This window comes from Arthrobacter sp. P1_B11 (assembly GCF_056406715.1).
Map to the genome: position 1 here is coordinate 152,692 of NZ_JBFTZQ010000004.1, position 23,990 is coordinate 176,681.

General features: G+C 64.7%; 22 protein-coding genes and 1 pseudogene. 8 read left to right on the forward strand and 15 right to left on the reverse strand.

The window, feature by feature from the left end; all coding sequences use genetic code 11:
* Positions 1 to 109 precede the first annotated feature (109 nt).
* The 4 genes from ppsA to AC1D14_RS05275 form a co-directional block, all read right to left on the reverse strand.
* Entirely contained in the window at positions 110 to 2,512 is a 2,403-nt protein-coding gene (gene ppsA / locus AC1D14_RS05260; protein ID WP_476968167.1) for a phosphoenolpyruvate synthase, read from the reverse strand.
* A gap of 483 nt (positions 2,513 to 2,995) precedes the next feature.
* A complete protein-coding gene (locus AC1D14_RS05265; protein ID WP_476968168.1) occupies positions 2,996 to 3,862 on the reverse strand; it encodes a hypothetical protein in 867 nt (288 codons plus the stop codon).
* Positions 3,863 to 3,983: 121 nt separating this feature from the next.
* A complete protein-coding gene (locus AC1D14_RS05270; protein ID WP_476968169.1) occupies positions 3,984 to 4,481 on the reverse strand; it encodes a hypothetical protein in 498 nt (165 codons plus the stop codon).
* Between the two features lie 96 nt (positions 4,482 to 4,577).
* Positions 4,578 to 5,021: a hypothetical protein gene (locus tag AC1D14_RS05275; protein ID WP_476968170.1), complete on the reverse strand. Its 444-nt coding sequence runs from the start codon at positions 5,019 to 5,021 to the stop codon at positions 4,578 to 4,580.
* 408 nt (positions 5,022 to 5,429) lie between these two features.
* Here AC1D14_RS05275 and AC1D14_RS05280 point away from each other — a divergent pair, with 408 nt between their 5' ends.
* From AC1D14_RS05280 to AC1D14_RS05295, 4 genes and pseudogenes are all read left to right on the forward strand, one after another.
* Entirely contained in the window at positions 5,430 to 5,891 is a 462-nt protein-coding gene (locus AC1D14_RS05280) for a pyridoxamine 5'-phosphate oxidase family protein (protein ID WP_230116742.1), read from the forward strand.
* A 74-nt stretch (positions 5,892 to 5,965) separates the two neighbouring features.
* Positions 5,966 to 6,428, forward strand: a pseudogene (locus AC1D14_RS05285) (pyridoxamine 5'-phosphate oxidase family protein); the annotation flags it as partial.
* 254 nt (positions 6,429 to 6,682) lie between these two features.
* Positions 6,683 to 6,994, forward strand: a complete 312-nt coding sequence (locus AC1D14_RS05290; protein WP_476968171.1) for a universal stress protein — start codon at positions 6,683 to 6,685, stop codon at positions 6,992 to 6,994.
* Positions 6,937 to 7,473 (forward strand): universal stress protein, encoded by a 537-nt coding sequence (locus tag AC1D14_RS05295; RefSeq protein WP_476968172.1) that lies wholly within the window; start codon positions 6,937 to 6,939, stop codon positions 7,471 to 7,473. The genes AC1D14_RS05290 and AC1D14_RS05295 overlap by 58 nt, the downstream gene beginning before the upstream one ends.
* A gap of 728 nt (positions 7,474 to 8,201) precedes the next feature.
* On the opposite strand, the gene acnA is transcribed toward AC1D14_RS05295, so the two are convergent.
* From acnA to AC1D14_RS05310, 3 genes are all read right to left on the reverse strand, one after another.
* Positions 8,202 to 11,012, reverse strand: a complete 2,811-nt coding sequence (acnA, locus tag AC1D14_RS05300; protein ID WP_230116743.1) for an aconitate hydratase AcnA — start codon at positions 11,010 to 11,012, stop codon at positions 8,202 to 8,204.
* Between the two features lie 154 nt (positions 11,013 to 11,166).
* Complete coding sequence (locus tag AC1D14_RS05305) at positions 11,167 to 12,534, reverse strand: class I SAM-dependent RNA methyltransferase (RefSeq protein ID WP_230116744.1); 1,368 nt, start codon at positions 12,532 to 12,534, stop codon at positions 11,167 to 11,169.
* Positions 12,531 to 14,507: an APC family permease gene (locus AC1D14_RS05310; protein ID WP_230116787.1), complete on the reverse strand. Its 1,977-nt coding sequence runs from the start codon at positions 14,505 to 14,507 to the stop codon at positions 12,531 to 12,533. Before AC1D14_RS05310 ends, AC1D14_RS05305 begins: the two co-directional genes overlap by 4 nt.
* A 94-nt stretch (positions 14,508 to 14,601) precedes the next feature.
* On the opposite strand from AC1D14_RS05310, the gene AC1D14_RS05315 reads away from it, so the two are divergent.
* Both AC1D14_RS05315 and AC1D14_RS05320 read left to right on the forward strand, forming a co-directional pair.
* Positions 14,602 to 15,273, forward strand: a complete 672-nt coding sequence (locus AC1D14_RS05315; RefSeq protein ID WP_230116745.1) for a potassium channel family protein — start codon at positions 14,602 to 14,604, stop codon at positions 15,271 to 15,273.
* Positions 15,274 to 16,056, forward strand: coding sequence for a potassium channel family protein (locus AC1D14_RS05320; protein ID WP_230116746.1), 783 nt, complete (start codon positions 15,274 to 15,276; stop codon positions 16,054 to 16,056). It abuts the gene before it with no gap.
* Here the strand turns inward: AC1D14_RS05320 and AC1D14_RS05325 are convergent.
* The 4 genes from AC1D14_RS05325 to dut form a co-directional block, all read right to left on the reverse strand.
* Positions 16,023 to 16,781, reverse strand: a complete 759-nt coding sequence (locus AC1D14_RS05325) for a DUF3159 domain-containing protein (RefSeq protein ID WP_476881116.1) — start codon at positions 16,779 to 16,781, stop codon at positions 16,023 to 16,025. The genes AC1D14_RS05320 and AC1D14_RS05325 overlap by 34 nt on opposite strands.
* Entirely contained in the window at positions 16,778 to 17,176 is a 399-nt protein-coding gene (locus tag AC1D14_RS05330) for a single stranded DNA-binding domain-containing protein (RefSeq protein WP_476968184.1), read from the reverse strand. Before AC1D14_RS05330 ends, AC1D14_RS05325 begins: the two co-directional genes overlap by 4 nt.
* Positions 17,177 to 17,210: 34 nt before the next feature.
* On the reverse strand, positions 17,211 to 17,930 hold the full coding sequence (locus AC1D14_RS05335; RefSeq protein WP_230116749.1) for a DUF3710 domain-containing protein: 720 nt from the start codon (positions 17,928 to 17,930) through the stop codon (positions 17,211 to 17,213).
* A 146-nt stretch (positions 17,931 to 18,076) separates the two neighbouring features.
* On the reverse strand, positions 18,077 to 18,604 hold the full coding sequence (gene dut, locus AC1D14_RS05340) for a dUTP diphosphatase (RefSeq protein WP_476876034.1): 528 nt from the start codon (positions 18,602 to 18,604) through the stop codon (positions 18,077 to 18,079).
* A gap of 142 nt (positions 18,605 to 18,746) precedes the next feature.
* Here dut and AC1D14_RS05345 point away from each other — a divergent pair, with 142 nt between their 5' ends.
* Complete coding sequence (locus AC1D14_RS05345) at positions 18,747 to 19,235, forward strand: DUF3093 domain-containing protein (RefSeq protein WP_230116750.1); 489 nt, start codon at positions 18,747 to 18,749, stop codon at positions 19,233 to 19,235.
* 11 nt (positions 19,236 to 19,246) lie between these two features.
* On the opposite strand, the gene AC1D14_RS05350 is transcribed toward AC1D14_RS05345, so the two are convergent.
* A complete protein-coding gene (locus tag AC1D14_RS05350) occupies positions 19,247 to 19,546 on the reverse strand; it encodes a DUF4193 domain-containing protein (RefSeq protein ID WP_230116751.1) in 300 nt (99 codons plus the stop codon).
* A gap of 281 nt (positions 19,547 to 19,827) precedes the next feature.
* On the opposite strand from AC1D14_RS05350, the gene sepH reads away from it, so the two are divergent.
* Positions 19,828 to 21,216 (forward strand): septation protein SepH, encoded by a 1,389-nt coding sequence (gene sepH / locus AC1D14_RS05355; RefSeq protein ID WP_230116752.1) that lies wholly within the window; start codon positions 19,828 to 19,830, stop codon positions 21,214 to 21,216.
* A 7-nt stretch (positions 21,217 to 21,223) separates the two neighbouring features.
* Here the strand turns inward: sepH and AC1D14_RS05360 are convergent, their stop codons facing one another.
* From AC1D14_RS05360 to AC1D14_RS05370, 3 genes are read right to left on the reverse strand one after another with little or no spacing between them, the layout of a single operon-like run.
* The gene (locus AC1D14_RS05360) at positions 21,224 to 21,979 is read right to left on the reverse strand and encodes a thymidine kinase (RefSeq protein WP_476881117.1); all 756 of its coding nucleotides are present in this window, start codon (positions 21,977 to 21,979) and stop codon (positions 21,224 to 21,226) included.
* Entirely contained in the window at positions 21,972 to 23,228 is a 1,257-nt protein-coding gene (locus AC1D14_RS05365; RefSeq protein WP_230116754.1) for an alkaline phosphatase family protein, read from the reverse strand. The genes AC1D14_RS05360 and AC1D14_RS05365 overlap by 8 nt, the downstream gene beginning before the upstream one ends.
* 1 nt (position 23,229) lies before the next feature.
* Complete coding sequence (locus AC1D14_RS05370; protein WP_230116755.1) at positions 23,230 to 23,973, reverse strand: DUF5998 family protein; 744 nt, start codon at positions 23,971 to 23,973, stop codon at positions 23,230 to 23,232.
* Between the last annotated feature and the right edge of the window lie 17 nt (positions 23,974 to 23,990).

The window sequence follows — 23,990 nt, forward strand, 5'->3', positions numbered from 1 at the left end:
GGCAACCGGCAAAGTCATACCGTGGGAAATGACGCCATACAGCACTGCGCGGGGGATCACCGCATTCAGTCCGGGAAGTCTCCTCCACTGGTCGGGACGCCAAGCTTTCTCATCGTTCATGGTTCTCGGCCGCGGCGATCACCGGAACCGTCTTGAGGTAAGTGTCCGGGTTGAGCGAAATGGAATCGATGCCCTCCCTGACCAAGAACTCCGCGAAATCCGGATGATTGCTCGGGCCTTGGCCGCATATGCCGATCTTGATTCCGGCTGAGTGTGCCTTGTCGATGACTTGCGCGATCATCGAGGTGACCGCCTCGTCCCTCTCGTCGAAAAGCCCGGCCAGTTGTTCGGAGTCGCGGTCAACCCCCAGGACGAGCTGTGTCAGGTCATTGGACCCTATGGAGAACCCGTCGAAGCGCTGGGCGAACTCGGCCGCGAGGATGACGTTGGAAGGGATCTCGCACATCATGTAGATCTGCAGACTCTCCTCGCCGCGGACTAGCCCGTTTTCTGCCATCACCTTGATCACCAGGTCTGCTTCGTGGAGGGTGCGGCAGAACGGAATCATGACTATGACGTTGGCGAATCCGAGCCGCTCGCGCACCCGTTTCAGCGCCCGGCACTCCAAGGCGAAACCTTCCCGGTAACGCTCGTTGTAGTAACGCGAAGCCCCGCGGAAGCCCAGCATGGGATTCTCTTCGGCAACTTCGAAGGAGCCGCCTCCGATCAGGTGGGCGTACTCATTGCTCTTGAAGTCGCTGAGCCTGACGATCACGGGGTGCGGGTGGTAGGGCGCCGCGATCTTCCCGATGCCCGTGGCGAGAACGTCAACGAAGTATTCCTGCAGGTCGCTGTAGCCGTAGGTGAGTTCCCTGATGCGTTCAGCCTCGCCGGAGTCCCTGACGCGTTCCGGGTGGACCAGCGCCATCGGATGGATCCGGATGAGGTTGCTGATGATGAATTCCATCCTTGCCAACCCCACTCCGGCCGCAGGGAGGCGCCACCACTGGAAGGCGGCCGAAGGGCTCGCGATGTTGACCATGACGGCCGTCCGGGTTTCAGGCAGCGCCCCGAGGTCAACCTCTTCGACATCGAAAGCAAGAGTGCCCTCGTAAACCTCCCCATCCTCACCGCCGGCGCAGGAAAGCGTGATGGACGTTCCCACCTCAAGGACAGAAGTGGCGTTGCCGGTGCCCACCACGGCGGGCACGCCCAGTTCCCTGCTCACAATCGCGGCATGGCTTGTCGGGCCACCGTGGTCGGTGACGATGCCGGCGGCGCGTTGCATGATGGGAACCCAGTCAGGATCGGTCATCCGGGTTACCAGGATGGCGCCATCCCGGAAGTTGTCGATGTCCCGGGTGTCCCGCACCACACACGCAACGCCGTGGGCGATCGATTCACCGACTGCGGCACCGGAGGCAAGCCGCCGGCCCGATTCGCGGAGGTGATAGACGCTGAACACGGAACCGCTGCGCCGTGCCTGGACAGTCTCCGGCCGGGCCTGGACCATGAAGAGCTCCCCGGTGGACCCGTCCCTGGCCCACTCCATGTCCATCGGACACCCGTAGTGGTCCTCCACGGCCACAGCCCAGCGCGCGAGGGTCAAAATCTCGGAATCGTTGAGTACAAAGGAGCGCCTCTCCTGTTCTGTCGTGTCGACTGTCCGCGTGCGTGCGTGCCCGCCGCGGCTGTAGATCATCTTCCGCTCCTTCGACCCGACCGTTTTCTCGATGATGGGTGCAAATTCAGTGGTGGACAGCAGCGGCTTGAATACCTGGTACTTGTCAGGGTTGATTGTGCCCTGGACCACCGTTTCGCCCAGTCCCCACGCGGCGCTGATCAGGACGCTCCGCGGAAAACCTGACTCTGTGTCGATGGAAAACATCACCCCGGATGCCCCAAGGTCTGAACGCACCATCCTCTGCACGCCGATAGACAGGGCAACGTCCAGATGATCGAACCCCTTGATTTCCCGGTAGCTGATGGCCCGGTCGGTAAACAGGGAGGCATAACAACGCCTACAGGCCTCCATCAGCTCCCGCTCGCCGGCGACGTTAAGGAAGGTTTCCTGCTGACCGGCGAAACTCGCGTCCGGAAGGTCCTCTGCCGTTGCGCTGCTGCGCACAGCCACCGAGGCCCGGGCCTGCCCTGTCCGTATGGACAATGCTCTGTAATGTTCCCTGATGTCCGCGGCGATGTCCGGCGGAAACTCCCCTTCCAGGATGAGTTCCCGGACGGCTTCGCCGGCTTCCCGCAGGGTTGTCCGGCCCGCGCGGTAATCACCGATTGCGGCGCGTATCCCCGGTTCGATGCCGTTGGCAGCGACGAACCCACGGTACGCGGAGGCGGTGGTGGCAAAGCCCTCCGGTACACGGATGCCTGAACTTATCAGGGAGCGGATCAACTCACCCAGTGATGCGTTCTTGCCGCCGACGGCCGACACGTCACCCATGCCCACGTCTTCCAGCCACACCACGTGAACGTCAGTCACCGTCGTCCTTGCATTCATGGCTCGATCCTCCCGGGCATGCGGCAGCAGCAGCAGAGGCTTTGGTCCTGCGAATTCCCGGGACGGGAGGCCGGCCATCCGGTCTTTCCGGGCCACCTTAGCTTCTTGTAAGCCCAGTCGGCTGCCAACACCGCAGGAACAGCCAAGGCCGATCTTCGCTGAGGACGCAGACTGCGTTGCCACCGAAATCGCAGTTTGGACAGCCATCCCTACGTCGAAGGCCCGGACGGGTAGTTTGGCCGGCTCCGGCGCGTGGCGGGTCACGAACAGCCGTGCCGGGGGTAACCACGCCCCTCCGGCCATAGCTACTTCAGTCTTCTGCGACTGTTAGCCAAGGATGGCGGTTCATGTCGCATCGGGCATCGCCGGGTCACGACTCGGGGCTCAGCCGCTCATACGCGAGCGACCACGGGTCCTTACCCCGAGAAATCTGCCCCCAGCCGTCCTCGGCCAGATCCTGCTGCAGTTCTTCCAACGCCGCCATCATTCCCGGGGCCCATTGCTCCTGTGGGGACGTCGGGCTGACCGCCCGTGCAACGGGAAAGGTGGGGCGCCGTCCTGGTTCTCGCCAAGTCGCAGTTTAGTCAGATGCAGTGTTCCAAGGACAAGGAACAGCATGGACAGTGCGAGTGCCGGCCAGAAGGCCGCCGGGCTCAAGGCGGAAGCAAAAAGTGGTTTGACCAGTTCGCCCACCGCCAGGGAGAAGATGAGAGTGAAGCCCAGAACGTAGATGGATGGCAGCAGAAGTATTCCGGTCCCATGAGACCTGTACGTGAGGACGGAAAGGATCAGAAACGCGGGCATGACGAAGCAGAGGTCCAGGATGAAGATCGAGTACAGGGAGTCGATCTGCTCACCGGTGCGCATCAGTGGTAGGAGCATTCCAATCCAGAGCGGGTAAAAAATGAGGGGCTGAAGCATGGCGCCGGACGCCGAGACCAGTCGGATCGTTTTTGGGAGGGTCGGTGTGCGCAGGTCGCGGCGAAGGTGGGCTCCGGCAAGGACCATTGCCCAGAGGGCCAGGGAGAAAATTGCCATGTAGACGAGGTATAGGCCGTTGTAGGCGCGCTCGATGACGTAAATGCCATAGGCGTAGAACAGGTATCCAAGAAGGCCCAGAGCTATGATCTGGCGTTTCAGCCGCTCGCTGTGGGCTGTGAGGGCCAGGTACAGGAGGCAGAGCGCAGCGGCCACGGAGAGCAGGTCCTGAGAATATGCCCCGGGGAGGAGCTCCTCGCTGACAATCCGGGCGTAGATCGCTGGTCGCCACAGCCCTATCGCTGCAACTGTGAGCCTCAGGAGTCCGATCAAAGCCCATAAGGCCCGGTGAAAGTTCGTATGAGTCAGCATGGTGACCTTTCCGGTAGGGGCTGAATGAGCCCTCTCACGCAGGGTTGCTCGATGGATGCGGCCTGTGCATCGAGGGGGACCGGCGGAGACCCGTTCGGCGGTAGAACCATGCTGTGCCGGTTCACGCGGTGCCCTCTGGTACGTCCGCCTTCGCAGGTTGGCGCCTCGCACGCAGCATTTGGGCCAGGCTTCGAGGGAAGTTCTTGGTCATCAGCCAGGCCGCGGCAGCTGCCATCACAGGATTGGGTAAGGTCCAGGTCCCCACAGGTGTGATGAGCACCAGGAACGCGATTGCCAAGGCGAGGCCGGTCTTGACTCTCCGTCCTTGGCTAAGAATGAGCAGGCCCACGGCAAGCTCCCCTGCCGCTGCCAGCGCACCGACAGCTTGCGGGGCAAGGGCCACGACATTTTGGAACGCCCACACGTAGAAGGGCACCAGCGGATCATCCGTGCCGAGCGACAGGAACCGCTCCGGTGCCACAAAGCTCAGCACAAGGTTTACAGCCACGGCCATGAGGATAAAGAAGAGTCCTAGGAAGATCCGGGCAGCCCCTGGCCTCCACAGGCTCAGGGCAAGGAATGCCGTGCAGAATACAAGCCAGGGAATCAGCTGTTCCATTTTTCCTCCGGGTACCAAGGCGGCAACTTGAATTAGTGCGCCGTTCCAGTTACCCCTGCCGGACGGCAGGGGTGTTGGTTCATTCGGTGGCTGGCTTCATGGGGCCGGCAACCTTTCTGGGCTGCCCTGCGCGGGAGAAACGACTCCGGGGGCAATCCCAAGGAGAGCAAGAACGAGTATCAGTTCCAACATGCCCAGCCCGAAATAGACGCTCTGCAGCCAGGAGTATCCGAGGACTGCAAGTTCAGTGAAGATCCAGATGAGCATTGCGAAGCCGGCAACCGCGGCCGCCAGCAGCCCCCAATGTCGCTTCAGTAGCGCAAAGGCGGCGACCAACTGCGTTCCGCCGACGATGATGCCGAGGATGAGCCCCAGGACCAGGACGGACGAGAACCAGGTACCTGCCAGCTGGTCCAGCGGCACTCCCGCTCCGTTGAAGACGATGGCCAAAACGGCCCCGCCGAAGGATGACACCGCCCCAAAAAACAGGAGGGAGACGAGTACGCGCGAAACCAGTCTGCGGGGAAGCAGGAGACTCATGATTAGGACCTTCCGGGAGCCGATCTGATACGTGAACCCTGTTGAGACCGGCCGCCGTTGCGTTTCTGCCCTGCACGCCTGTGCACGCTTACCCGACGAAGGCTGCGGTGCCAGGGCTGATGGATTTGCGTACTGGAGGGGCCAGGCTGCCTTCTGTATGACCAAGGCATTTCCGTAGAGGACTGTGACAAGGAATCCTAAGATCCTCATGAGTTGACGGTAGACCCGGGCACAAGTGATTCATAGGTCTGTGTGCGTTCGATGAAGTGGAAGACCCCGCACAGCCAGCCTGATTATGGGCTGGCGGAACATAACGCCAGGGCGGACGCTCGAAGTCGTGGCATGACGAACGCATGTTTCATGACAAGTCGTGGAGAGAGGCGTCCACGGGCAGTAGCATTTGTGTTCATGAACGGTGCACCGAAGGACCGCAAACTCACTTTCGACGAGTGCTGGGAGCTGTTGGCATCTTCCATTGTGGGAAGACTCGCTCTTATCGTGGACGGCCACCCCGAGATCTTTCCGGTGAACTTCGTGCTGGAACGCCGGAGCATCGTCTTCCGCACAGCCGCAGGGACAAAGCTGTGGGAATCCATGAGGGAGGAGCCCGCTGCCTTCGAGATCGACGGCTACGAGCCCACGACCGAGGAAGCATGGAGCGTCGTGGCAAGGGGCGGCACGGCCTTGATCGAGAACCCGGAGGAACAATCCGCCGCGGACGCCCTCGGCCTGGAACCATGGGAACCAGGAACAAAATCCCACTACGTGCGGCTGTCGCCGGACGCCCTGACAGGCCGGCGGTTCAAGGTTAATGCTCCGGATGTGTGGAACAGCCGTCTCAACGATCAGCGCCGCGCGTCCTTCGAGTAGCTCCTGCCCATTACGACGGGCGCACCCCAGCAGCGCTCTGGCGCGGGTGAGGGTGCGGGCGCAGGCTCTGGTCCATGACGAACGAGGCCGCTGCTTCCGGTTCCCCGGCACAGGTGGAACACCTTGAGTCCCGGCAGTGTTGGGAGCTCTTGCGGCAGGTATCCGTCGGCAGGCTGGCCGTCTGAAATGATGACCACCCGGATATTTTCCCGCGCAATTACACGCTGGACCACGGCATCGTGGTGTTCCCGACAGACGAGGGGACCAAACTTGGCGCGCCCTGGGGGAAACTCCCGTGGCCCTGGAGGCCGACGGCGTAGACGCGGTTTCTGGACTGGCCTGGAGCGTGGTGGTCAAGGGCAAAGCCGCGGCCGTCACCGGGACAGAGGAAATCCTCGATTCAGCCGCCCTCTACCTCTTCCCGTGGCAGGCGGGCAGAGGTACCACTTTATCCGGATTACCCCGGACACGATCACCGGCAGGCGCTTTCAGGCAACGCCGCCGCTCACGTGGTGGACGCAGCTGAGCGGCGCAGTCCTCCTCCGACTAGGCATGGCCGCACGGAGCCACACCTCTGGCAGCCACGGGGCCTTCATGCCAGCCGGAGTGATTTCCGCGCACCCGCTTGGCGTCCGAGGTCCGGGGGTCGGCCTACGCGAGACAACTGACCGTCTCCCTTCGCCGAACCCGGACATTCCGGTCCGGACCCGCACCGTGACACGGCCTTATAAGTGCGCTGGTTCCGGTCCAGGCTGGCAGGAGAAGCGACCCGAGGCCTCCAGGACGAAGTCATGGAGGCGGATGAGGGCATGGACGCAGGTACGAGCATCAGCAGGATAATCGTCGGGGTCGACGGATCGGAAGCATCCATCGAAGCCCTGCGCCTTGCCCAGCGTCTCGCGGAGCCCCTGCGCGCGAAAGTACTGGCCTCGGCATTCTGGGAGGAACCCCGGATCGCCGAGGGCTATGCCGCGATGGGTATCGGTGATTTTGAGGAACGCGCCGAAGAAACCCCCCAAACAGCGCTGCAGGAGGCTTTGGGGCGGTGCTGCCTGAAAATGTCCACGCCCGGCTCATCCGTGGCCATCCGCGGGAATCGCTGATTAAGGCCGGCCATGACGCGGACATGATCGTCGTAGGACGGCGTGGCCGGGGAGGATTTGGAGGCCTGCTGCTCGGCTCCGTGAGTTCGGCCCTTGTCGCGCACGCCCGTTGCGCCCCGTTCGAGGCCTTCAGCCTGCCGCCGGCGTCCCGGGACGAGGTCCGCGCCAACATCGCGACCCCAGGCAACCTGCGCAGCACTGTCGACGAATATGTCCAAGCGGACACTTCGATGGAGGAAGCTGCGTCATTGCGTGACTTCACCGACAGGCCCCTGATCGTCATGACAGGGCATCGGCAGCGACAGCAAACACCTGGCATCACAAAACGAGCTGCCAACTTGTCAACAAACAGCGTGCACCGCACCATCGACGGAGCCTCCCATGGATCGCTCATTGCTGAGGAAGACGACGCCTCCACGACGGCGCAAGCGATCCTCGACGTCGTCTCATCCGTCCGGAACGCAGGACCGCACAAATGATGTCGAGCGCTGCGGGCGGGCGAGGTGACAAGGAGGGCAGCGGACTGGCCCCAGGGCCCGTATTCCATCATCCCGAGACTCTGAAATGGAAGATCCTCCATTCGATGTCCGAAACGCCCACCGGTACTGTCGGATCTTGAAAGCCCGCCGGTCCCCCATCGGTGGGCTTTCTTGCGCCCTGGGGAAGAAGAGGCTGGAATGCTACGTTCAAGATTCGGCAGCGGGTTCAGGCACGAGTGCCGTTGGAGAGGGCGATATTGAAGCTGAGCTTGCCTGCGTGTTCGGGCTGAAAATTGCCGTCCTGATTTCGATGACGACGCGGCGGCTTCACCGCACCAAAGGTAGCGTGCAGCGGCGCTCCCCCAAAGAGAAACCTCTCTGACCTTCAAGGGCGTTTTTGGTGGGGGCCGACTCGCGGTGCGGCCAGACGTACGTCGGCTTTGGGTGGCAGTTAACACCCGGGTTCGCCCCCTAAGACGCGCCGACCCGCATTTATGGGAAACGTCCTGGAAGTTGAGGAACCGCCCGGTGCTCACACTCCCCCAAGGTGGAAATTGCGTGATGTGGTCGGCACTTTCGCCCGTAGCAGAGGGGACGCCAACAGGAGCTCACCAACAGCAAGTGCCCCGCCAGGCCGAAGCCTGACGGGGCGATTATGCGGGACTCTAGTGTGACCGCCGGTGACAGCGAGTCAGCGACCAGATGCTCTGGTATCCGAGCCGATCAGCTCAAGAACCGCTAATTTGCCGAAGCACGTACTGCAGGATGCCGCCGTTGCGGTAGTAGTCGGCCTCGCCCGGGGTATCGATGCGGAGAACCGCATCGAAGGACTTGGCGGTGCCGTCTTCAGCCGTGGCGGTCACCTTGAGCGTCTTCGGCGTGGTGCCTTCGTTCAGGGCTGTCACGCCCTCAACCGCGAAGGTCTCCGTACCGGTCAGTCCGAGCGTGGCAGCGGACTCGCCTGCCGGGAACTGCAGCGGAAGGACGCCCATGCCGATCAGGTTGGAGCGGTGGATGCGCTCGTAGCTCTCGGCGACGACGGCCTTGACGCCCAGCAGGGCGGTGCCCTTGGCGGCCCAGTCACGGGATGAGCCGGAGCCGTACTCCTTGCCCGCCAGGACCACCAGCGGGGTGCCGGCTGCCTGGTAGTTCTGGGCTGCGTCGTAAACGTACGCCTGCGGACCGTCTGCCTGGCTGAAGTCGCGGGTGAAGCCACCCTCGACGCCGTCAAGCAGCTGGTTCTTGATGCGGATGTTGGCGAACGTGCCGCGGATCATGACCTCGTGGTTGCCACGGCGCGAGCCGTAGGAGTTGAAGTCCTTGCGCTCCACACCGTTGGCCAGCAGGTACTGGCCGGCAGGGGTGTCCGACTTGAACGAACCAGCCGGGGAGATGTGGTCGGTGGTGACCGAATCGCCGAGCTTGAGCAGCACGCGGGCGCCGGAGATGTCAGTGACGGGCTCCGGCTGTGCCTTCATGCCCTCGAAGTACGGGGGCTTCCGGACGTACGTGGATTTCTCGTCCCAGGCGAAAGTGTCGCCAGCCGGGGTGTCGAGTGCTTTCCAGCGGTCGTCGCCGTCGAAGACGCCCTCGTAGCCGCGGGCAAACATTTCCTTGTCAATCGAGGAATCGATGACCTGCTGGACCTCGACCGGGTTCGGCCAGATGTCCTTCAGGAAGACGTCGTTGCCGGCCTCGTCCTGGCCCAGGGCGTCGGTGTCGAAGTCGAAGTCCATGGAACCGGCCAAGGCGTAGGCGATGACCAGCGGCGGGGACGCCAAGTAGTTCATCTTCACGTCCGGGTTGATGCGGCCTTCGAAGTTGCGGTTGCCCGAGAGCACAGCGGTGACGGAAAGGTCGTTGGCCTGGATGGCCTCGGAGATTTCCGCGTCCAGCGGGCCGGAGTTACCGATGCAGGTGGCGCAGCCGTAGCCCACGATGTAGAAGCCGAGCTTCTCCAAGTAGGGGGTCAGGCCGGACTTCTCGTAGTAGTCGGTGACAACCTTAGAGCCAGGGGCTACGGAGGTCTTGACCCACGGCTTGGAGGCCAGGCCCTTGTCGACGGCGTTGCGTGCCAACAGTGCGGCCGCAAGCATCACGGACGGGTTGGACGTGTTGGTGCAGGACGTGATCGAGGCGATCGACACGGCACCGTGGTCCAGCTCGAACTCGCGGCCATCTTCGGTGACCACGTGGACGGGGCTGGACGGACGGCCTTCGGCGCCGTTGGCGGCCGACTCAACGCGTGCAGTTTCCGTGGTGTGGGAATCAGCGTGGGTGAAGGAGGGCGGATCGGAGGCCGGGAAGGACTCTTCCAGGGACTCGTCCACGCTGCCGTCTTCGATGCTGACGTAGTTGTGGATGTCCTTGCGGAACTGCTCCTTCGCGTCCGTGAGCTCGATGCGGTCCTGGGGACGCTTCGGGCCGGAGATGGAGGGAACAACCGTGGACAGGTCCAGCTCGAGGTACTCGGAGAACTTGATCTCGCGGGAAGGATCGTGCCAGAGGCCCTGTTCCTTCGCGTAGGACTCAACCAGGGCGACGTTCTCGTCCGAGCGGCCGGTGAGGCGCAGGTAGTCCAACGTGACGTCGTCGATCGGGAACATTGCGGCCGTGGAGCCGAACTCCGGGCTCATGTTGCCGATCGTGGCGCGGTTGGCCAGCGGCACTGCCGCCACACCTTCGCCGTAGAACTCCACGAACTTGCCCACCACACCGTGCTTGCGCAGCTGTTCCGTGATGGTCAGCACGACGTCCGTGGCGGTGGCGCCGGCCGGGATGGAGCCGGTCAGCTTGAAACCGACGACGCGCGGGATGAGCATCGACACGGGCTGGCCCAGCATGGCCGCCTCGGCTTCAATGCCGCCGACGCCCCAGCCGAGCACACCGAGGCCGTTGACCATGGTGGTGTGCGAGTCGGTGCCGACGCAGGTGTCGGGGTAGGCGCGCAGTGCGCCATCAACCTCGCGGGTCATGACGGTGCGGGCCAGGTACTCGATGTTGACCTGGTGCACGATGCCGGTTCCCGGCGGGACAACCTTGAAGTCGTCAAACGCGGTCTGGCCCCAGCGCAGGAACTGGTAGCGCTCACCATTACGCTGGTATTCGATCTCCATGTTGCGCTCCAGTGCGCCGGAGTTACCGAAGACGTCGATCTGCACTGAGTGGTCAATCACCATCTCGGCAGGTGCCAGCGGGTTCACCCTCTTCGGATCGCCGCCAAGCTCCTTGACCGCCTCACGCATGGTGGCCAGGTCCACTACGCAGGGCACGCCAGTGAAGTCCTGCATGATCACGCGCGCCGGCGTGAACTGGATTTCAGTGTCGGGCTCGGCGCTGGGATCCCAGCCGGCCAGTGCTCGGACGTGATCGGCCGTGATGTTCGCGCCGTCCTCGGTCCTCAACAGGTTTTCAAGCAATACCTTGAGGCTGAACGGAAGGTTTTCTGCACCTTCAACGGAGTTCAACCGGAAAATTTCGTATTCGGTACCGGCTACATTAAGTTTGCCTTTTGAACCGAAGCTGTCCACAATGCTCATCGCAGGACTCCTCTCGCAACAGTTTCATCTTTGTCGCGCGGTAGACCGCTTGCTAGTTAGGTCATCCTAATTAGTACAAGGTCTTACAAAAGAGCATGGGGTCAGCCGAGAATACGGCGCGCGACGTGGGACTACTAGGCCCATCCTAGTCACATCAGCCGCGGGGAGTCAGCAGAGCCACGGTCTCCAGATGGTGCGTGTGCGGGTACAGGTCGAACGCCCGAAGCGCCGAGAGGGACCAGCCGCCCTGCTGGAAGTACCCGATGTCTCGGGCAAACGATGCAGGGTCGCAGGACACGTAGGCGATGGCACGCGGGTTTGCGGCCATCAGCTGGCTGACCACTGCCTTGCCTGCACCGGCACGCGGCGGATCCAGCAGGAGGGCGTCAAAGCTGCGGGGGTTCTGGCGCAGCACGCGCTCCACGCGGCCCTGCACAATTTCCACCTGTGGGGCACTGTGCAGGTTTTTCCGCGCGTCCCGGCTCGTTCCGGGTGCACCTTCCACCGACAGCACCGAACCCGTCTCACCAACGGCGTCGGCAAGCGGTGCCGTGAACAGCCCGGCCCCGGCATAGAGGTCGGCGACCGCCGCACCCGGCTCCAGGAACCCGCCGTCGTGCAGGAAGCCGGTCACGGCCCCCACCAGCGTTTCAGGGGCGTCGCGGTGGATCTGCCAGAAGCCGGCACCCGTGACCCTGTAGTCGTGTCCCGCCGCTGACTCCTGCACCCACGTCCGGCCTCGCAGCTGCAGCGTCTCGTCATTAGTGGGGTCGTAGCTGGCTACTGAGACCTCCGCCGGAAGCTGTGCCAGGATGGTGCTGAGCCGTTTGGCGCGGGTGCCGGGCGCTGGAGCGAGGAGCACGAGCGGCCGCGAACCGTTGGCCGGTGCAGCCACTTCAACGCGCTCGATGCCCTGCAGGTCGATGTCCCACAGACGCAGGTCGTTCACGGCCGCGACCGCCAGCGGCATCTCCCTGACCGGAATAACCTGCTCCGAACGGTGGGCGTGCATGCCCAGCTTGCCGCCGGCGGTGACTGCAAAACCTGCCCGGGTCCGCCACGCGAGGCCCGCACCGCCGTCGTTCGTATCACCGCTGTCCGCGGCCGCGGCGCCCACAGCTTCCACCTCGGGAGAAAGTTCGACGCCGGCCAGCCGCTTGAGCTGTTCGGCCAGCACGTCGGACTTGAGGCGCCTCTGGCGCTCGAGGGAGATGTGTCCCAGTTCGGCGCCGCCGACCGGCGGCCGCCCGTGCTCCCACGACGTGAGTGAATCCGCCACCCGCCAGAAGTGCGGCACACGGTCCGGTGACGGCTCCAGGACCTCCACGACGTCGCCGCGCCAGAACTTGGCCGACTCCCCCGCGTCCGTCAGCCGGATTCGTGCTTTCTCGCCGGGGACGCCGTGGCGGACGAAAACAACGCGCCCCTCGTGCCGCGCGACGCAATGGCCGCCGTGGGCCACGGGGCCGATGTCCACCACCAGTTCCACGCCGGCTGAGGAGGTCATGGTGTCGGGGTTCATTGGATGTCCTGCAGTTTCTTTGCTTCTTCGGAGGATTTGAGCTGCCACGGGACACTGGCCACCATGACGCCGGGTTCAAAGTGGAGCCTGGTCTTGATCCGCAGGGCAGTCTGGTTGTGGACCAGCTGCTCCCACCATTTGCCCACCACATACTCGGGGATGTACACGACGATGAGGTCGCGGGGCGAGTCCCTTCGCATGCTCTTGATGTAGTCCATGATGGGCGTGATGGTCTCGCGATAGGGGCTCGCGAGCACGGTCAGCGGCACCGGGATTTCGAGCTTTTCCCAGTCGGCAAGCGTGTGCGCGGTTTCCTCGGCGTTGATGTCCACCGTGATCGCATCCAGCCGGGACGGACGCGAGGCACGGGCATAGGCCAGGGCCCGCAGAACGGGCTTGCGGACGTGGGACACGAGCAGCACGGCGTGGACCCGCGTGGGCAGTGCTCGCGGTGAGGAGTCCTCGTCCACGGCCAGTTCCTTCGCCACGTTGTCGTAATGGGCGCGGATGCTCCACATGATGAGGAACAGGACAAACATGGCCAGCAGGGCAATCCATGCGCCCTGTTCGAACTTGGTGATGAGCACGATCACCAGCACGAGGGCCGTCATGCCGAAGCCGATCATGTTGATGGTGCGGGACTTGATCATGCGGCGCCGCAGTGCCTTGTCCTTGGCCAGTTTCAACTCGCGGCCCCAGTGCCGGACCATGCCGATCTGGCTGGCTGTGAAGGATATGAAGACGCCGACGATGTAGAGCTGGATGAGCTTGGTGACGTCCGCGTTGAAGGCGAGGATCAGCACGAGCGCGCCGGCGGCCAGCGCGAGGACGCCGTTGCTGAACGCCAGCCTGTCGCCGCGGGTGCGGAGCTGGCGGGGAAGGTAGCCGTCCTGGGCCAGGATGGATCCCAGGACCGGAAAGCCGTTGAAGGCCGTGTTGGAGGCAAAGACGAGGATGACGCCGGTGGCGGCCACCACGATGTAGAACGGGATCGAGCCGGCCCCGAAAATGGTCTGCGCAATCTGGCTGATGGCCGGGTTCTGGATGTAGTCCTCCGGCAGCGGCTTGCCGTTCAGCAGGAATTCCTTGGCCGGGTCCAGAACAATGTGGACCTTCGTGGCGTTGGCAAGATAGATGATGCCCGCCAGCATGGCCGAACCGATGACTCCGAGCAGCAGCAGCGTGGTGGCCGCGTTCTTGCTCTTGGGCTTTTGGAAGTTCGGCACGCCGTTACTGATGGCTTCCACGCCGGTCAGGGCTGCAGCTCCGGAGGAAAATGCACGCAGCAGCAGGAAGGCCCCGGCCAGGCCGACGAGGCCCTGGTCGAAACCGGGGTCCGGAACAATCGTGAACGCCGCCGACGGCGCCTGGCGCAGCTGCCCTGTGACAGCCTGGAAGACCCCGACGATGGTCATGCCCAGGATTGATGCCATGAAGATATAGGTGGGGACTGCAAAAACGCTGCCCGCTTCCTTGATGCCGCGCAGGTTCACGAGCGCCAGCACCACCACACCGATGGTCGCGATCATGGCCTGCTGGCCGTGGAGCGAGGGTATCGCCGTGGTGAGGTACGCGGCCGCTGACGACATTGACACGGCCACGGTCAGCACGTAGTCAACGAGCAGGGCAGAGGCAACGGTCAGCCCGGCATACTTTCCCAGGTTCACGTTGGCGATCTCGTAGTCGCCGCCGCCGGAGGGGTAGGCGTGCACGTTCTGCCGGTAGGACGCCACGACCGTCAGGAGCACCACCATGACGGCCAGGCCAACCAGCGGGGACAGCGCCACCGCGCTTACGCCCGCCAGGGCCAGGGTGAGCAGGATTTCGTCCGGCGCATAGGCAACCGACGATAACGCGTCCGAGGCGAAGATGGGGAGCGCGATCCGCTTCGGCAGGAGCGTGTGGGCCAGCCGGTCGTTCCGGAAGGGCCTCCCCACCAGCACCCGCTTCACGGCATTCAGAATTGTCAGCACCACACAAAGTTAGTCTGATTCGCACGCGATGTCATGGCGGGATTCCGGCGGTAGAGTCTTACGGAGCAGTCGGCGAGAAGTTGAGGAGACACGGGTGGCGCACTTCGTGATCATGGGTTGTGGGCGCGTGGGGGCTACCTTGGCGCACACGCTGGAGGACGCAGGCCATTCAGTGGCCATTATCGACCAGGATGACAGGGCCTTCCGCCGGCTCCGTTCGGGCTTCACCGGCAGGAAAGTCACCGGCGTCGGATTCGACCGGGACACGCTGAAGCAGGCCGGAGTTGCCGAGGCGTACGCTTTCGCAGCGGTCTCCAGCGGTGACAACTCCAACATCCTTGCCACCCGCGTGGCACGCGAGACCTTCCATGTGCCTCATGTGGTTGCCAGGATCTATGACCCGGGCCGGGCCGAAATCTACCAGCGGCTTGGCATCCCCACGGTGGCCGCCGTGCGCTGGAGCGCGGACCAGGTCCTGCGCCGGATCCTGCCGGAACAGCACCTCGCCGGCGACTTCCGCGAACCGTCCGGCAGGCTCGTCCTGGCCGAAATCGACCTCGATCCGGGCTGGATCGGCCATGCCGTGTCCGCCATCGAAAAGGCCGCCGATATGCGCATCGCGTACCTGACGCGGTTCGGCGAAGGGATGCTTCCCTCTCCGGGCACCTCGTACCAGGACGGCGATACGGTCCACGCCATGCTGCGCCTGGACCGCAGCGCCGAAGTAGCCCATATTCTGGCCAAAGCACCCGCCAAGGAGTCTTAAGTGAAAGTCGTCATCGTCGGAGCCGGAAGCGTCGGTTCCTCGATCGCCCGTGAGCTGCTGGCCCACAAGCACGAGATTCTGCTGATCGATCTCAAGCCGGAAGTCATTGGCCGGAGCGGGCTGCGGGGAGCGCATTGGCTGGTCGGCGACGCCTGCGAACTGAGCACCCTGCAGGACGCGAAGCTCGACGACGCTGACGTGGTGGTCTCGGCCACCGGTGATGACAAGGTCAACCTCGTCGTGTCGCTGCTGGCCAAGACCGAATTCGGCGTCGGCCGCACGGTCGGGCGGGTCAACAACCCGAAGAATGACTGGATGTTCAATGATTCCTGGGGCGTCGACGTCGCGGTTAACACGCCGCAGCTCATGACGGCGCTGGTCGAGGAAGCGGTGGAGATCGGTGACCTCGTCCGCCTGCTCACGCTGCAGACCGGCGTTTCGTCCCTCGTGGAGTTCACGGTGCCGCACGACTCGCACGCCATCGGGCTCACCGTGGGTGACATTGACTGGCCGGAGGACTCAACGCTCGTGGCCATCCTCCGCGACCAGGCACCTATTACGCCCAGCCGGGACGACGTCATTGACGGCGGCGACGAGCTGTTCTTCGTCACCACGATTGCCGCGGAAGACCAGTTGCGTGAACTGCTCTCGCCTGGATCACGCGACGAGCCGAACCATGCCGACGAGCCGGAAACGGCAGAGTCAGCCGACGTTCCCGCCGGGGCGGCCGTCCAGCGGACGGGGCTGGATCAGTCGGTAGAGGACGACGGCTTCGACGGCTGAGTCCCGGGCACGGTGGCCGGCCTGGTGATCAGCCAGGCCAGCCACACGCCCAGGATGTACAGCGGCGCCCCCATGATGAGCCTCGTGGTAGCCAGCGCCGCGAGACCGTCCTGGCCCATGAGGTACAGCGGCACCTGCACCAGAAGGCGAAGCGCCAGCACCCCGACGATGATCCACGTGCCCAGCCGGTAGGCGCGTACCCGTGCCGGGCTTTGACGCCAGTCAAGGCCTTCGTTTCTGATGAAGCCGAAGAGCAGCCCGGCAATGGGCCACCTGACGGCGATCGAGATGACCATCGCGAGGATGTACGCCGCGTTGGTCAGGAATCCGGGAAGGTAGAAATCCTCCGCCTTGCCGGTGCTGTTGGCAAGCCAGGCGGATATGCCGACGCCGACGACTCCGGCCAGGGCCTGGGTCAGCGGGCGGCGTTGGACGAGCCGCACCACGGTAAACACAGCGGCAGCAGCGAGGGCTGCAATGAGCGAGGGCGTCAAAGCAGCCGTGAGCGTGAAGCTGATAAGGAACACCAGGCCAGGAAGAATGCTCTCTGCGATCCCCTGGTAGCCGCCGGCGCTCTTCAGGACGTCAATGCGGCCATCATCCGTGCGGTGCAAACCTGCCTTGGATGCGTAGCCCTCGGCAAGTCCCGCAAGGCCCGGAGCGTCCGGCACGGACTTGGGTTCCGGCCGTTCGGTTCCCGGTTCAGGGTTTTCAGGCGATGTCATTGGTTCTCCTGGCGGGACAATATCTCGTAGCGGGGATTGAACATGGTTGGCACACCGTCCCGCACGGTCAGCATGCCCTCCAGCCGGACTTCCGTCCCGGCGTCGATGCCGGGAACCCGGCGGCGCCCCAGCCAAATGACCCGCAGCCGGCCGCGCTGGGTCATTGACAGCCGGTTCCTGCCCGTGCCCGCCGACGGCGCCGCAGAGGATTCCGCCGGCAGTGCCGGGACCGCCGTTGCCGTGGACGGTGAAATTCGCGCCCGCGTCGCCCCGGCAGGAATGTCGTGGTCTGTCACCATGACGGTGAATGCCGCCACCTGGGTGGCGGGCACATAGGTCACCGATTCGATGAATCCGTGACACAGCACGTGGCCCCGCTCCGGCAGCCCCCTGATGGGCACCGGCTCGACCTGCGGGTGGCTGCCGGCATCAACCAATCTGGGTGATCTCCGGACCGCGCTCAGGCTGCTGGAACTCCGGGGCCCCGGGAGGCACGGATCCCGTGGCGTCCTTGGGCAGACGCAGCTGCAGGAGATCCCGTGGGGGCATGGGGTTGTCGCCGCGGATCACCACAATCTTGCGGAAAAGCTCCTCGAGACCGGCCGCGGCGTCGCGGTTCAGTGCCGCTTCGCCGCCGAACACGCCGCGGAGGAACCAGCGCGGACCGTCAACGCCGATAAAGCGGGCAACGCGGTATCCCTGGCTGCCGTCGCTGATGCCAGAGGGGAGCTTGGCCACGAGCTCCGTGCCGAAGCCGCCCTGGATCTCTTCCACCTGGCCGCCCTGGCCGCCCACCGACTGGCCGATCTGCTCGCGGATCTCGTCCCACAGGCCTTCGGAACGCGGTGCGGCGAAGGCCTGCAACTGCAGGCTCGACCCCTCCAGGTCCATGGTTACTGCCACCACCCGCTGGGTGGCCTCCTCGACCTCAAGCCGCAGCTGTAGCCCGTCCCGGGGTGCAATGAGCAGGGCACCCAGATCCACATAGCCGTCCCTGTTGCTGATCTCTGAGACATCGAAGGGGCCGGTGGCGCTGCGTCCGGATGTTTCCGTGGCGTCGTCAGCGGCATCGGCGGCGTTGCCCTCGCGGACTTCCGCCGGCTCTGTGGCCTCTTCCTTCTTGGCTTTCCTGCCACGCCCAAAAACCATGGGGTTGTCTCCTTAGTTGTGATCTTGTCGCGCCGGCCGCGCGGGCGCCGCATCTTGTCTTCGCTGACCGCCGGGCGCGCTGTCCGGGAGGCTTCGCCCGCCGGAAACGCTCAGGGTTTCCGGCGTGGGCCGTTTCCGCTGCGGAACTAGGCGCCAGGAACGGCGAAGCCGCCCGTGGAGCCGAAGCCTCCGGCACCGCGGACAGAGTCGCTCAACTCCCCCACGGCAACGAACTGCGCGTACTCCACACGCTGGATGACCATCTGTGCAATTCTATCGCCGCGCCGGAGTTCTATGGCCTTGTCCTTGTCCGTGTTCAGCAGCGTCACCGCGATTTCACCGCGGTAGCCCGCATCGACAGTTCCCGGCGCGTTGACCACCGTCAGCCCGTGTTTCGTGGCAAGGCCAGAGCGCGGGTGGATCAGTGCCACAAAGCCGTCCGGCAGGGCGATCGACACCCCGGTGGGCACCAGGCGCCGCTCCCCCGGTTCCAGGACCACATCCTCGCGGGCGCGCAGGTCTGCCCCGGCGTCACCGGGGTGGGCGTAGGACGGCGCCGCCAGGCCGGCGTCGAGCATTTTCAGTTGAACCTGCACAGTTGGGGCTCCATATTCTGCTGCGGGCGGCGCTTCCGCTGTTGCGGGTGACGCAGCTCCAGGTGCCGCATGCTGCAGCGGAGGCGTAATGGCTGTTATTTCGTCAGTCACAGTTCCTCACTCTATCGCCCGGGGGCGCCATAGTCCTACCGGCCCGGCGCCCTGGCAGGACCGAACCGGCCGGGATGAAATGGCACGGCAAAGATGGAAAGCTGGGTGCATGCCCGAATCAAGCGCAGCCGTGCCTGCACACCACCAGCCTTCACAGGATGACACCGTACTTTTCACCGAAAAGCTGTGGCCGGGAGCCTGGATCTGGCTGGTCGCTGCGGGCTTGGCCAGCGCCGGCATTCTGGTGTTCGCCCCCATCAGCATGACCGCGGGAATCACGGCGGCCGTAGTCCTGTTCGCCGTCGAGACGGCCCTGCTGGTACTGTCCACGCCTGCGCTGACAGTGACGGCCCGGACGCTTCAGGTGGGCCGGGCCAGCATTGAACGCGGGCTCACCGGGCCTGCGGAGGCGTTCCGCGGCAAGGAAGCCACGGCCGAACGCGGCACGCGCCTCAACGGCCTCGCTTACCTGTGCATCCGCGGCTGGATAGATCCGGTGGTCCGCATTGAAATCAACGACACCTCGGATCCCACCCCGTACTGGCTGACCTCCACCCGCCGCCCGGATGAACTGGTGGCAGCACTCAACGCAAGGTAGCTCGCCGGGCCTCAGCCTTCGCAGTCGCGGCAGTACAGGTGGCCGTCCTTTTCACGGGCGATCTGCGAACGGTGCCGGACCAGGAAGCATGAGGAACATGTGAATTCGTCGGCCTGGGCGGGCATGACGCGGACCAGCAGTTCCTCACCGGACAGGTCTGCGCCGGGCAGCTCATACCCCTCAGCGAGGTCGGTTTCGTCTTCTTCAACCACTGCCGTCGGTTTGTCGGCACGGCGGGTCTTCAGCTCCTCAATCGAGTCCTCGTTGAGGTCCTCTTCCGACTTCCTCGGCGCGTCATAGTCTGTCGCCATGGCCTGCTGCTCACACTCCGTTGACTCGGGTGGGTAATTCAACGTGCACAACGCCGGACGCCGCCAGTTTGTGCCCGGTCCGGGGCACATTTTTCCCTAAGCTGCAGGGAAAAGCCATACCTGCGCCCAAGCAGTCTTCAGCGGCTTCCCACCGCCGGCGGCAATGCCGTCCCTGTGGCCGAAAGTCCCGGAATTTCGCGGCGCGCCCTTCGTCCTAACAGGAAAAGACAGGCTTGGGTGGCAGAGTTTCGATTGATAGTAATGCCAGGGTGGAGGATTGTATGCAGGATCTACGGCTTGTAGGCGTCCACGACGACGGGGAGCATCTCCTGTTGTGCGGCACCGGCGGCGAGATGTTCCAGCTGCCGATCAATGAAGCTTTACGGCTGGCGGCAAGCCGGCCTGCCGTGCGGGCATCGGCCGCGCCGGTTGTGGCCATGTCCCCGCGCGATATCCAGGCCAGGATCCGGAGCGGCTCAACGGCCGCCGAGGTTGCGGCTGCGTCCGGAATGCCGCTGGAAAAGGTTGAACGGTACGAGGGACCGGTCTTGGCCGAACGCGAGTACGTAGCCCAGCAGGCCCGCAAAGTGGAGGTCGCGACTCCCGCTCCCGGCCACGACATCTACCGGGCGGCCTTCGGCGATCATCCGGCCACTTTGGCGGACATGGTGGCCCACCGCCTGACCGCCCACGGCATTGAGTCCTCCACGCTGGAATGGGATTCCTGGCGGCGCCCGGACGGAACCTGGACGGTCGTGGCGAGGTTCGATGCCCAGCCGGGCGGCCATTCCAGCATCGGCGAAGAGCCTCCGGCCATGTGGACGTTCAATCCCTCCCGCAAGTCGCTGCAGAATGCCAACCGTTGGGCGCAGCAGCTCAGTGAGCTTGAACCCCTGGACGGTCCGGTTCCCGCACGCCGCCTGTCAGCGGTTTCAGACCGCCCCTTCGATTTTGAAACGGACGCCGAAACTGCCGCCCGGAACGGAGCAGAGCAGCAGAAGGAGGCCGACGGCCTGCTGGACATGCTGCGCTCCCGGAGGGGGCAGCGGCTTGGCTTGGATGAGAACAGCGACGACGCCCTGGCGCTCCTGCTGACCAACGGGGTCCCGGCGGCCCACCCGAGGCTGCCGGAAATTCCTCACGGATCCGGCGCGGATGCGGAAGAACCAGAACCGGAGGCCGCGGAAGCGGAATCATCCGATTCGCCGGCAGCCCAGTTTGGTCCGCTGACCCGACGGCGTGACGGCCGGCCCTCCATGCTGTCCCGCCTCAGCCTCGCACCCCAGCACCAGGATTCAGCCGACGATTCCCTCAAGCTTCACGACGGCGTCAGCACTGATACGCGGGAAATCACCATCGTCCCGTCCCCTCTTCGCCCGGCCGGCACTGCGGGCAAGGAAGGTCCGGCCGCCCCGGCGGCCACGGACAAGCCAATGAACCCGCCGGCGGACAGTCCGGACCGACCTGCCGGCGGTAACGTCGGTCTTGACGAGCTGCTCGGCGGGGGAACCCCCCGGCGCCGGCTGGACGCCGGCAGGTCCGCAACGGACCAGGGTTCATCCGCGCGTCCGGAACCGGACCGGGACGAACCTGAGCGCCAGCCGTCAAGGCCGAAGCGCTCCAGCGTGCCGAGCTGGGACGAAATAGTCTTCGGCACCAGGGGCGACTAGGTCGCGTTCAGCCGTCGGCAGCCGTCCTGCCGGCACGGCTGCTGGCTCCCTGCCACAAGCAGGCGTCGACGTCGAACGGAAGCAGCTGGTCCTGCTGGGCCATGATGTTGGCGCCGTGGGCGGTGACGCGGCGCATGAAGTGGCGACGGCAGAGCGTCTCGTAGCCAACGACCGGCACCTGACTCGAACTTGTGGAATCGGTCTCCGCACCGGAAACCGCCATATCGCCGCCCATCTCGACGTCGCCCACCACCACCTGGGCACCCTTCATGACCATGACGCCGTCTACCGTCCGGGCATTGTGCGTGGCACGCCGCCCGCACCAGCAGAGGGCCTCCACCTGGAGGACCTGCACGCGGTCCGCCAGTTCAATAAGCCGCTGTGAACCGGGGAACAGCCGGGTCCGGAAGTCCGCGGTGATTCCAAAGGCGAAGACGTCAACATCGATCTCGTCCACGACACGTGCCAACTGCTCCACCTGCCCAGGCGAGTAGAACTGTGCTTCGTCGCAGATGAGGTAGTCGACGCGGATCCCCTGGGTCCGGCGGAGTACCACTTCGTCCCAGAAGTCCGTGGTGTCCACGACCTCCACGGCGTCCGTTTCGAGCCCCAGACGGCTTGAGATCCGGGAGCCGCCGGCGCGGTCATTGCAGCTGAAGCGGACCCCGCCGCGTCCGCGGGCACGGTGGTTGTAGTCCATCTGAAGGGCAAGGGTGGACTTTCCGCAGTCCATGGTTCCCGAGAAGAAGACGAGCTCAGCCACGGGCTCCCCTGCGGCCGGGGGCCTTGCCCGCAGCCTGGAAGCATAGCAGCGGCACTTCGCGTTCCGCCTTGGTCAGGGAGCCGTGCTGCCCCACCACTTCCATGGCCGTGGGGCGCACGCGGCGTGTGTCGTAGAAAGCCAGCGCATCGCGGGCGGCGATCATGACGTCTCCGACCCGCCGTTCCACGGCCGGCCTGACCTGCCCGAACAGGCCGGCGGCAATCGCCTCTTCCCGGGTAAAGGCCCAGATCCGGTCACCGAACCGGCCGCGCCAGGCGTCAAGCAAGCGCTGCCGGGTGGTACCGCCGTCGCCGTTCCAGGCATCGTCCTCAAGGTACAGGTGGAGCATTCGCGGCTCCCCTGCAGTGTGCCTGACACCGGCCACGAGCGCCGGGTCGGCGGAGTAGTCGATCCGCTGGGCTTCGGCCACATCGAGCATGCCGTGGTCGGCCGTGACCAGCACAGTGGTTCCGGCCGGAAGAGTCGCGTGGAGGCGCTTGACCGTGGCGTCCAGCTCCTCGAGCTGGTGCTCCCACTGCGGCGATTGGGACCCGTAGCGATGGCCGGCCTTGTCGAGGTCGTTCACGTAGAAGTACATGAGGGAAGCGTCGGAGCCCGCCATCACCTCGGCCGCGGCAGCGGTCCGGGCGTGCGAGGTGGTCGCCGAAACGAACGTGCCGCCCCGGAGGGCAGCCCTTGTCATGGGCGAGTCGCCGAATTGGGGAAGGCTGACGGTGGTGACGTCGACCTGCTCCGCGGCGCGTTCAAAAACTGTGGGGAAAGGCTGCCAGTCATGGGGGTCCACGTCGGCGTCCCAGTTTCCCAGCATGTTGACCACCTTGTCCTGGGACGGATCAAGGACGTCGTATCCCACGAGTCCGTGCTGGCCGGGAGCCAGGCCCGTGCCAAGGCTCGCGAGGGAGGCCGCCGTGGTGGACGGGAACGCGGAGTCCAGCCACACCGGCACCGCCCCCTGGCCCTGCTGCATGACGTCGCGAAGGAAGGGTGTGTGGGCGGACTTTTGTTTCAGGAGGCTGCGGCCCAGCCCGTCGGCGAGGACAACGCAGATTCGCTTGGCCGGTGGCAGGCCGAGCCTGTTTTCGAAGCCGTCGACCCCGAGGCTCGCCGCGGCGCTGCCCAGCACCTCGGCAACGGAACGCCGGCCGTAGGCGGGTGCGGGCGGAAGCGACGGTGCTGCGGAAAGTGTCAACGGGGCGGCGGGGGTGGGGAGGTCGTGGTCGGGCCCCATTTCAGCGCTGGTGTCCGCGGCTTAGGCGGTTCGAGAAGACGCCCATCCGGGGGCGCGGCTGCGATGCAGGGAGCCCGTGCGGAACGGGGGCAGCGGACGCCGTGTTGACGGCCCGCAATGCCCGGGCAAAAAGCTTGGCGTCCTGGACCGCCTGGAGTCCGTCGGCCTCGGCGCTGATGCGCAGGACGATGTCCTCCTGGGCAATGGTTCCGCTGTAGCCGTGGTCTGCCTCGCACTGAGGGTCGCCGCAGCTTGCCGGGCCCATCTCGAGCCTCTGGCCGCCGGACCAGGCGATGGCCAGCGTGACTTCACGCACGGGGTCCGAGGGCTTGTAGTTCTGCGGCTGCGCGTACATGTAGCTCAGCACCACGGAACGGATCTGCGTCACGGGTACGGACTCCGTGGAAATCTGCGCCACGATCTGTTCGCCCGCGTCATCGAGCTGCTGGTCGTCCACATGCGTGATCACCAGCATGTCGTCGGTAAGCACCAGCACGGTGATGTGCCGCCGGACTTCGGCGCGGTCGAAATGCGTTTCGAGGTGCACAAGGTGCGCCACGCAGTCCCGTCCGTCAAGTGCGTCATCCACGACGTCGGCCACCAGTCGCGGGTAGAAGCCGGCCTGCTGAAGGGCCCCGTCCAGGCTCTGGCCCTGGGCCGTGTGGTTGTGTGAGCTGTGGTGAACGGAAGCCTGGGGGCTGTGGTCGGGCGCTTGAGGCTTCGAGGTGGGAGGCTGGGAGCTCATTTCCCCATTTTCACAGA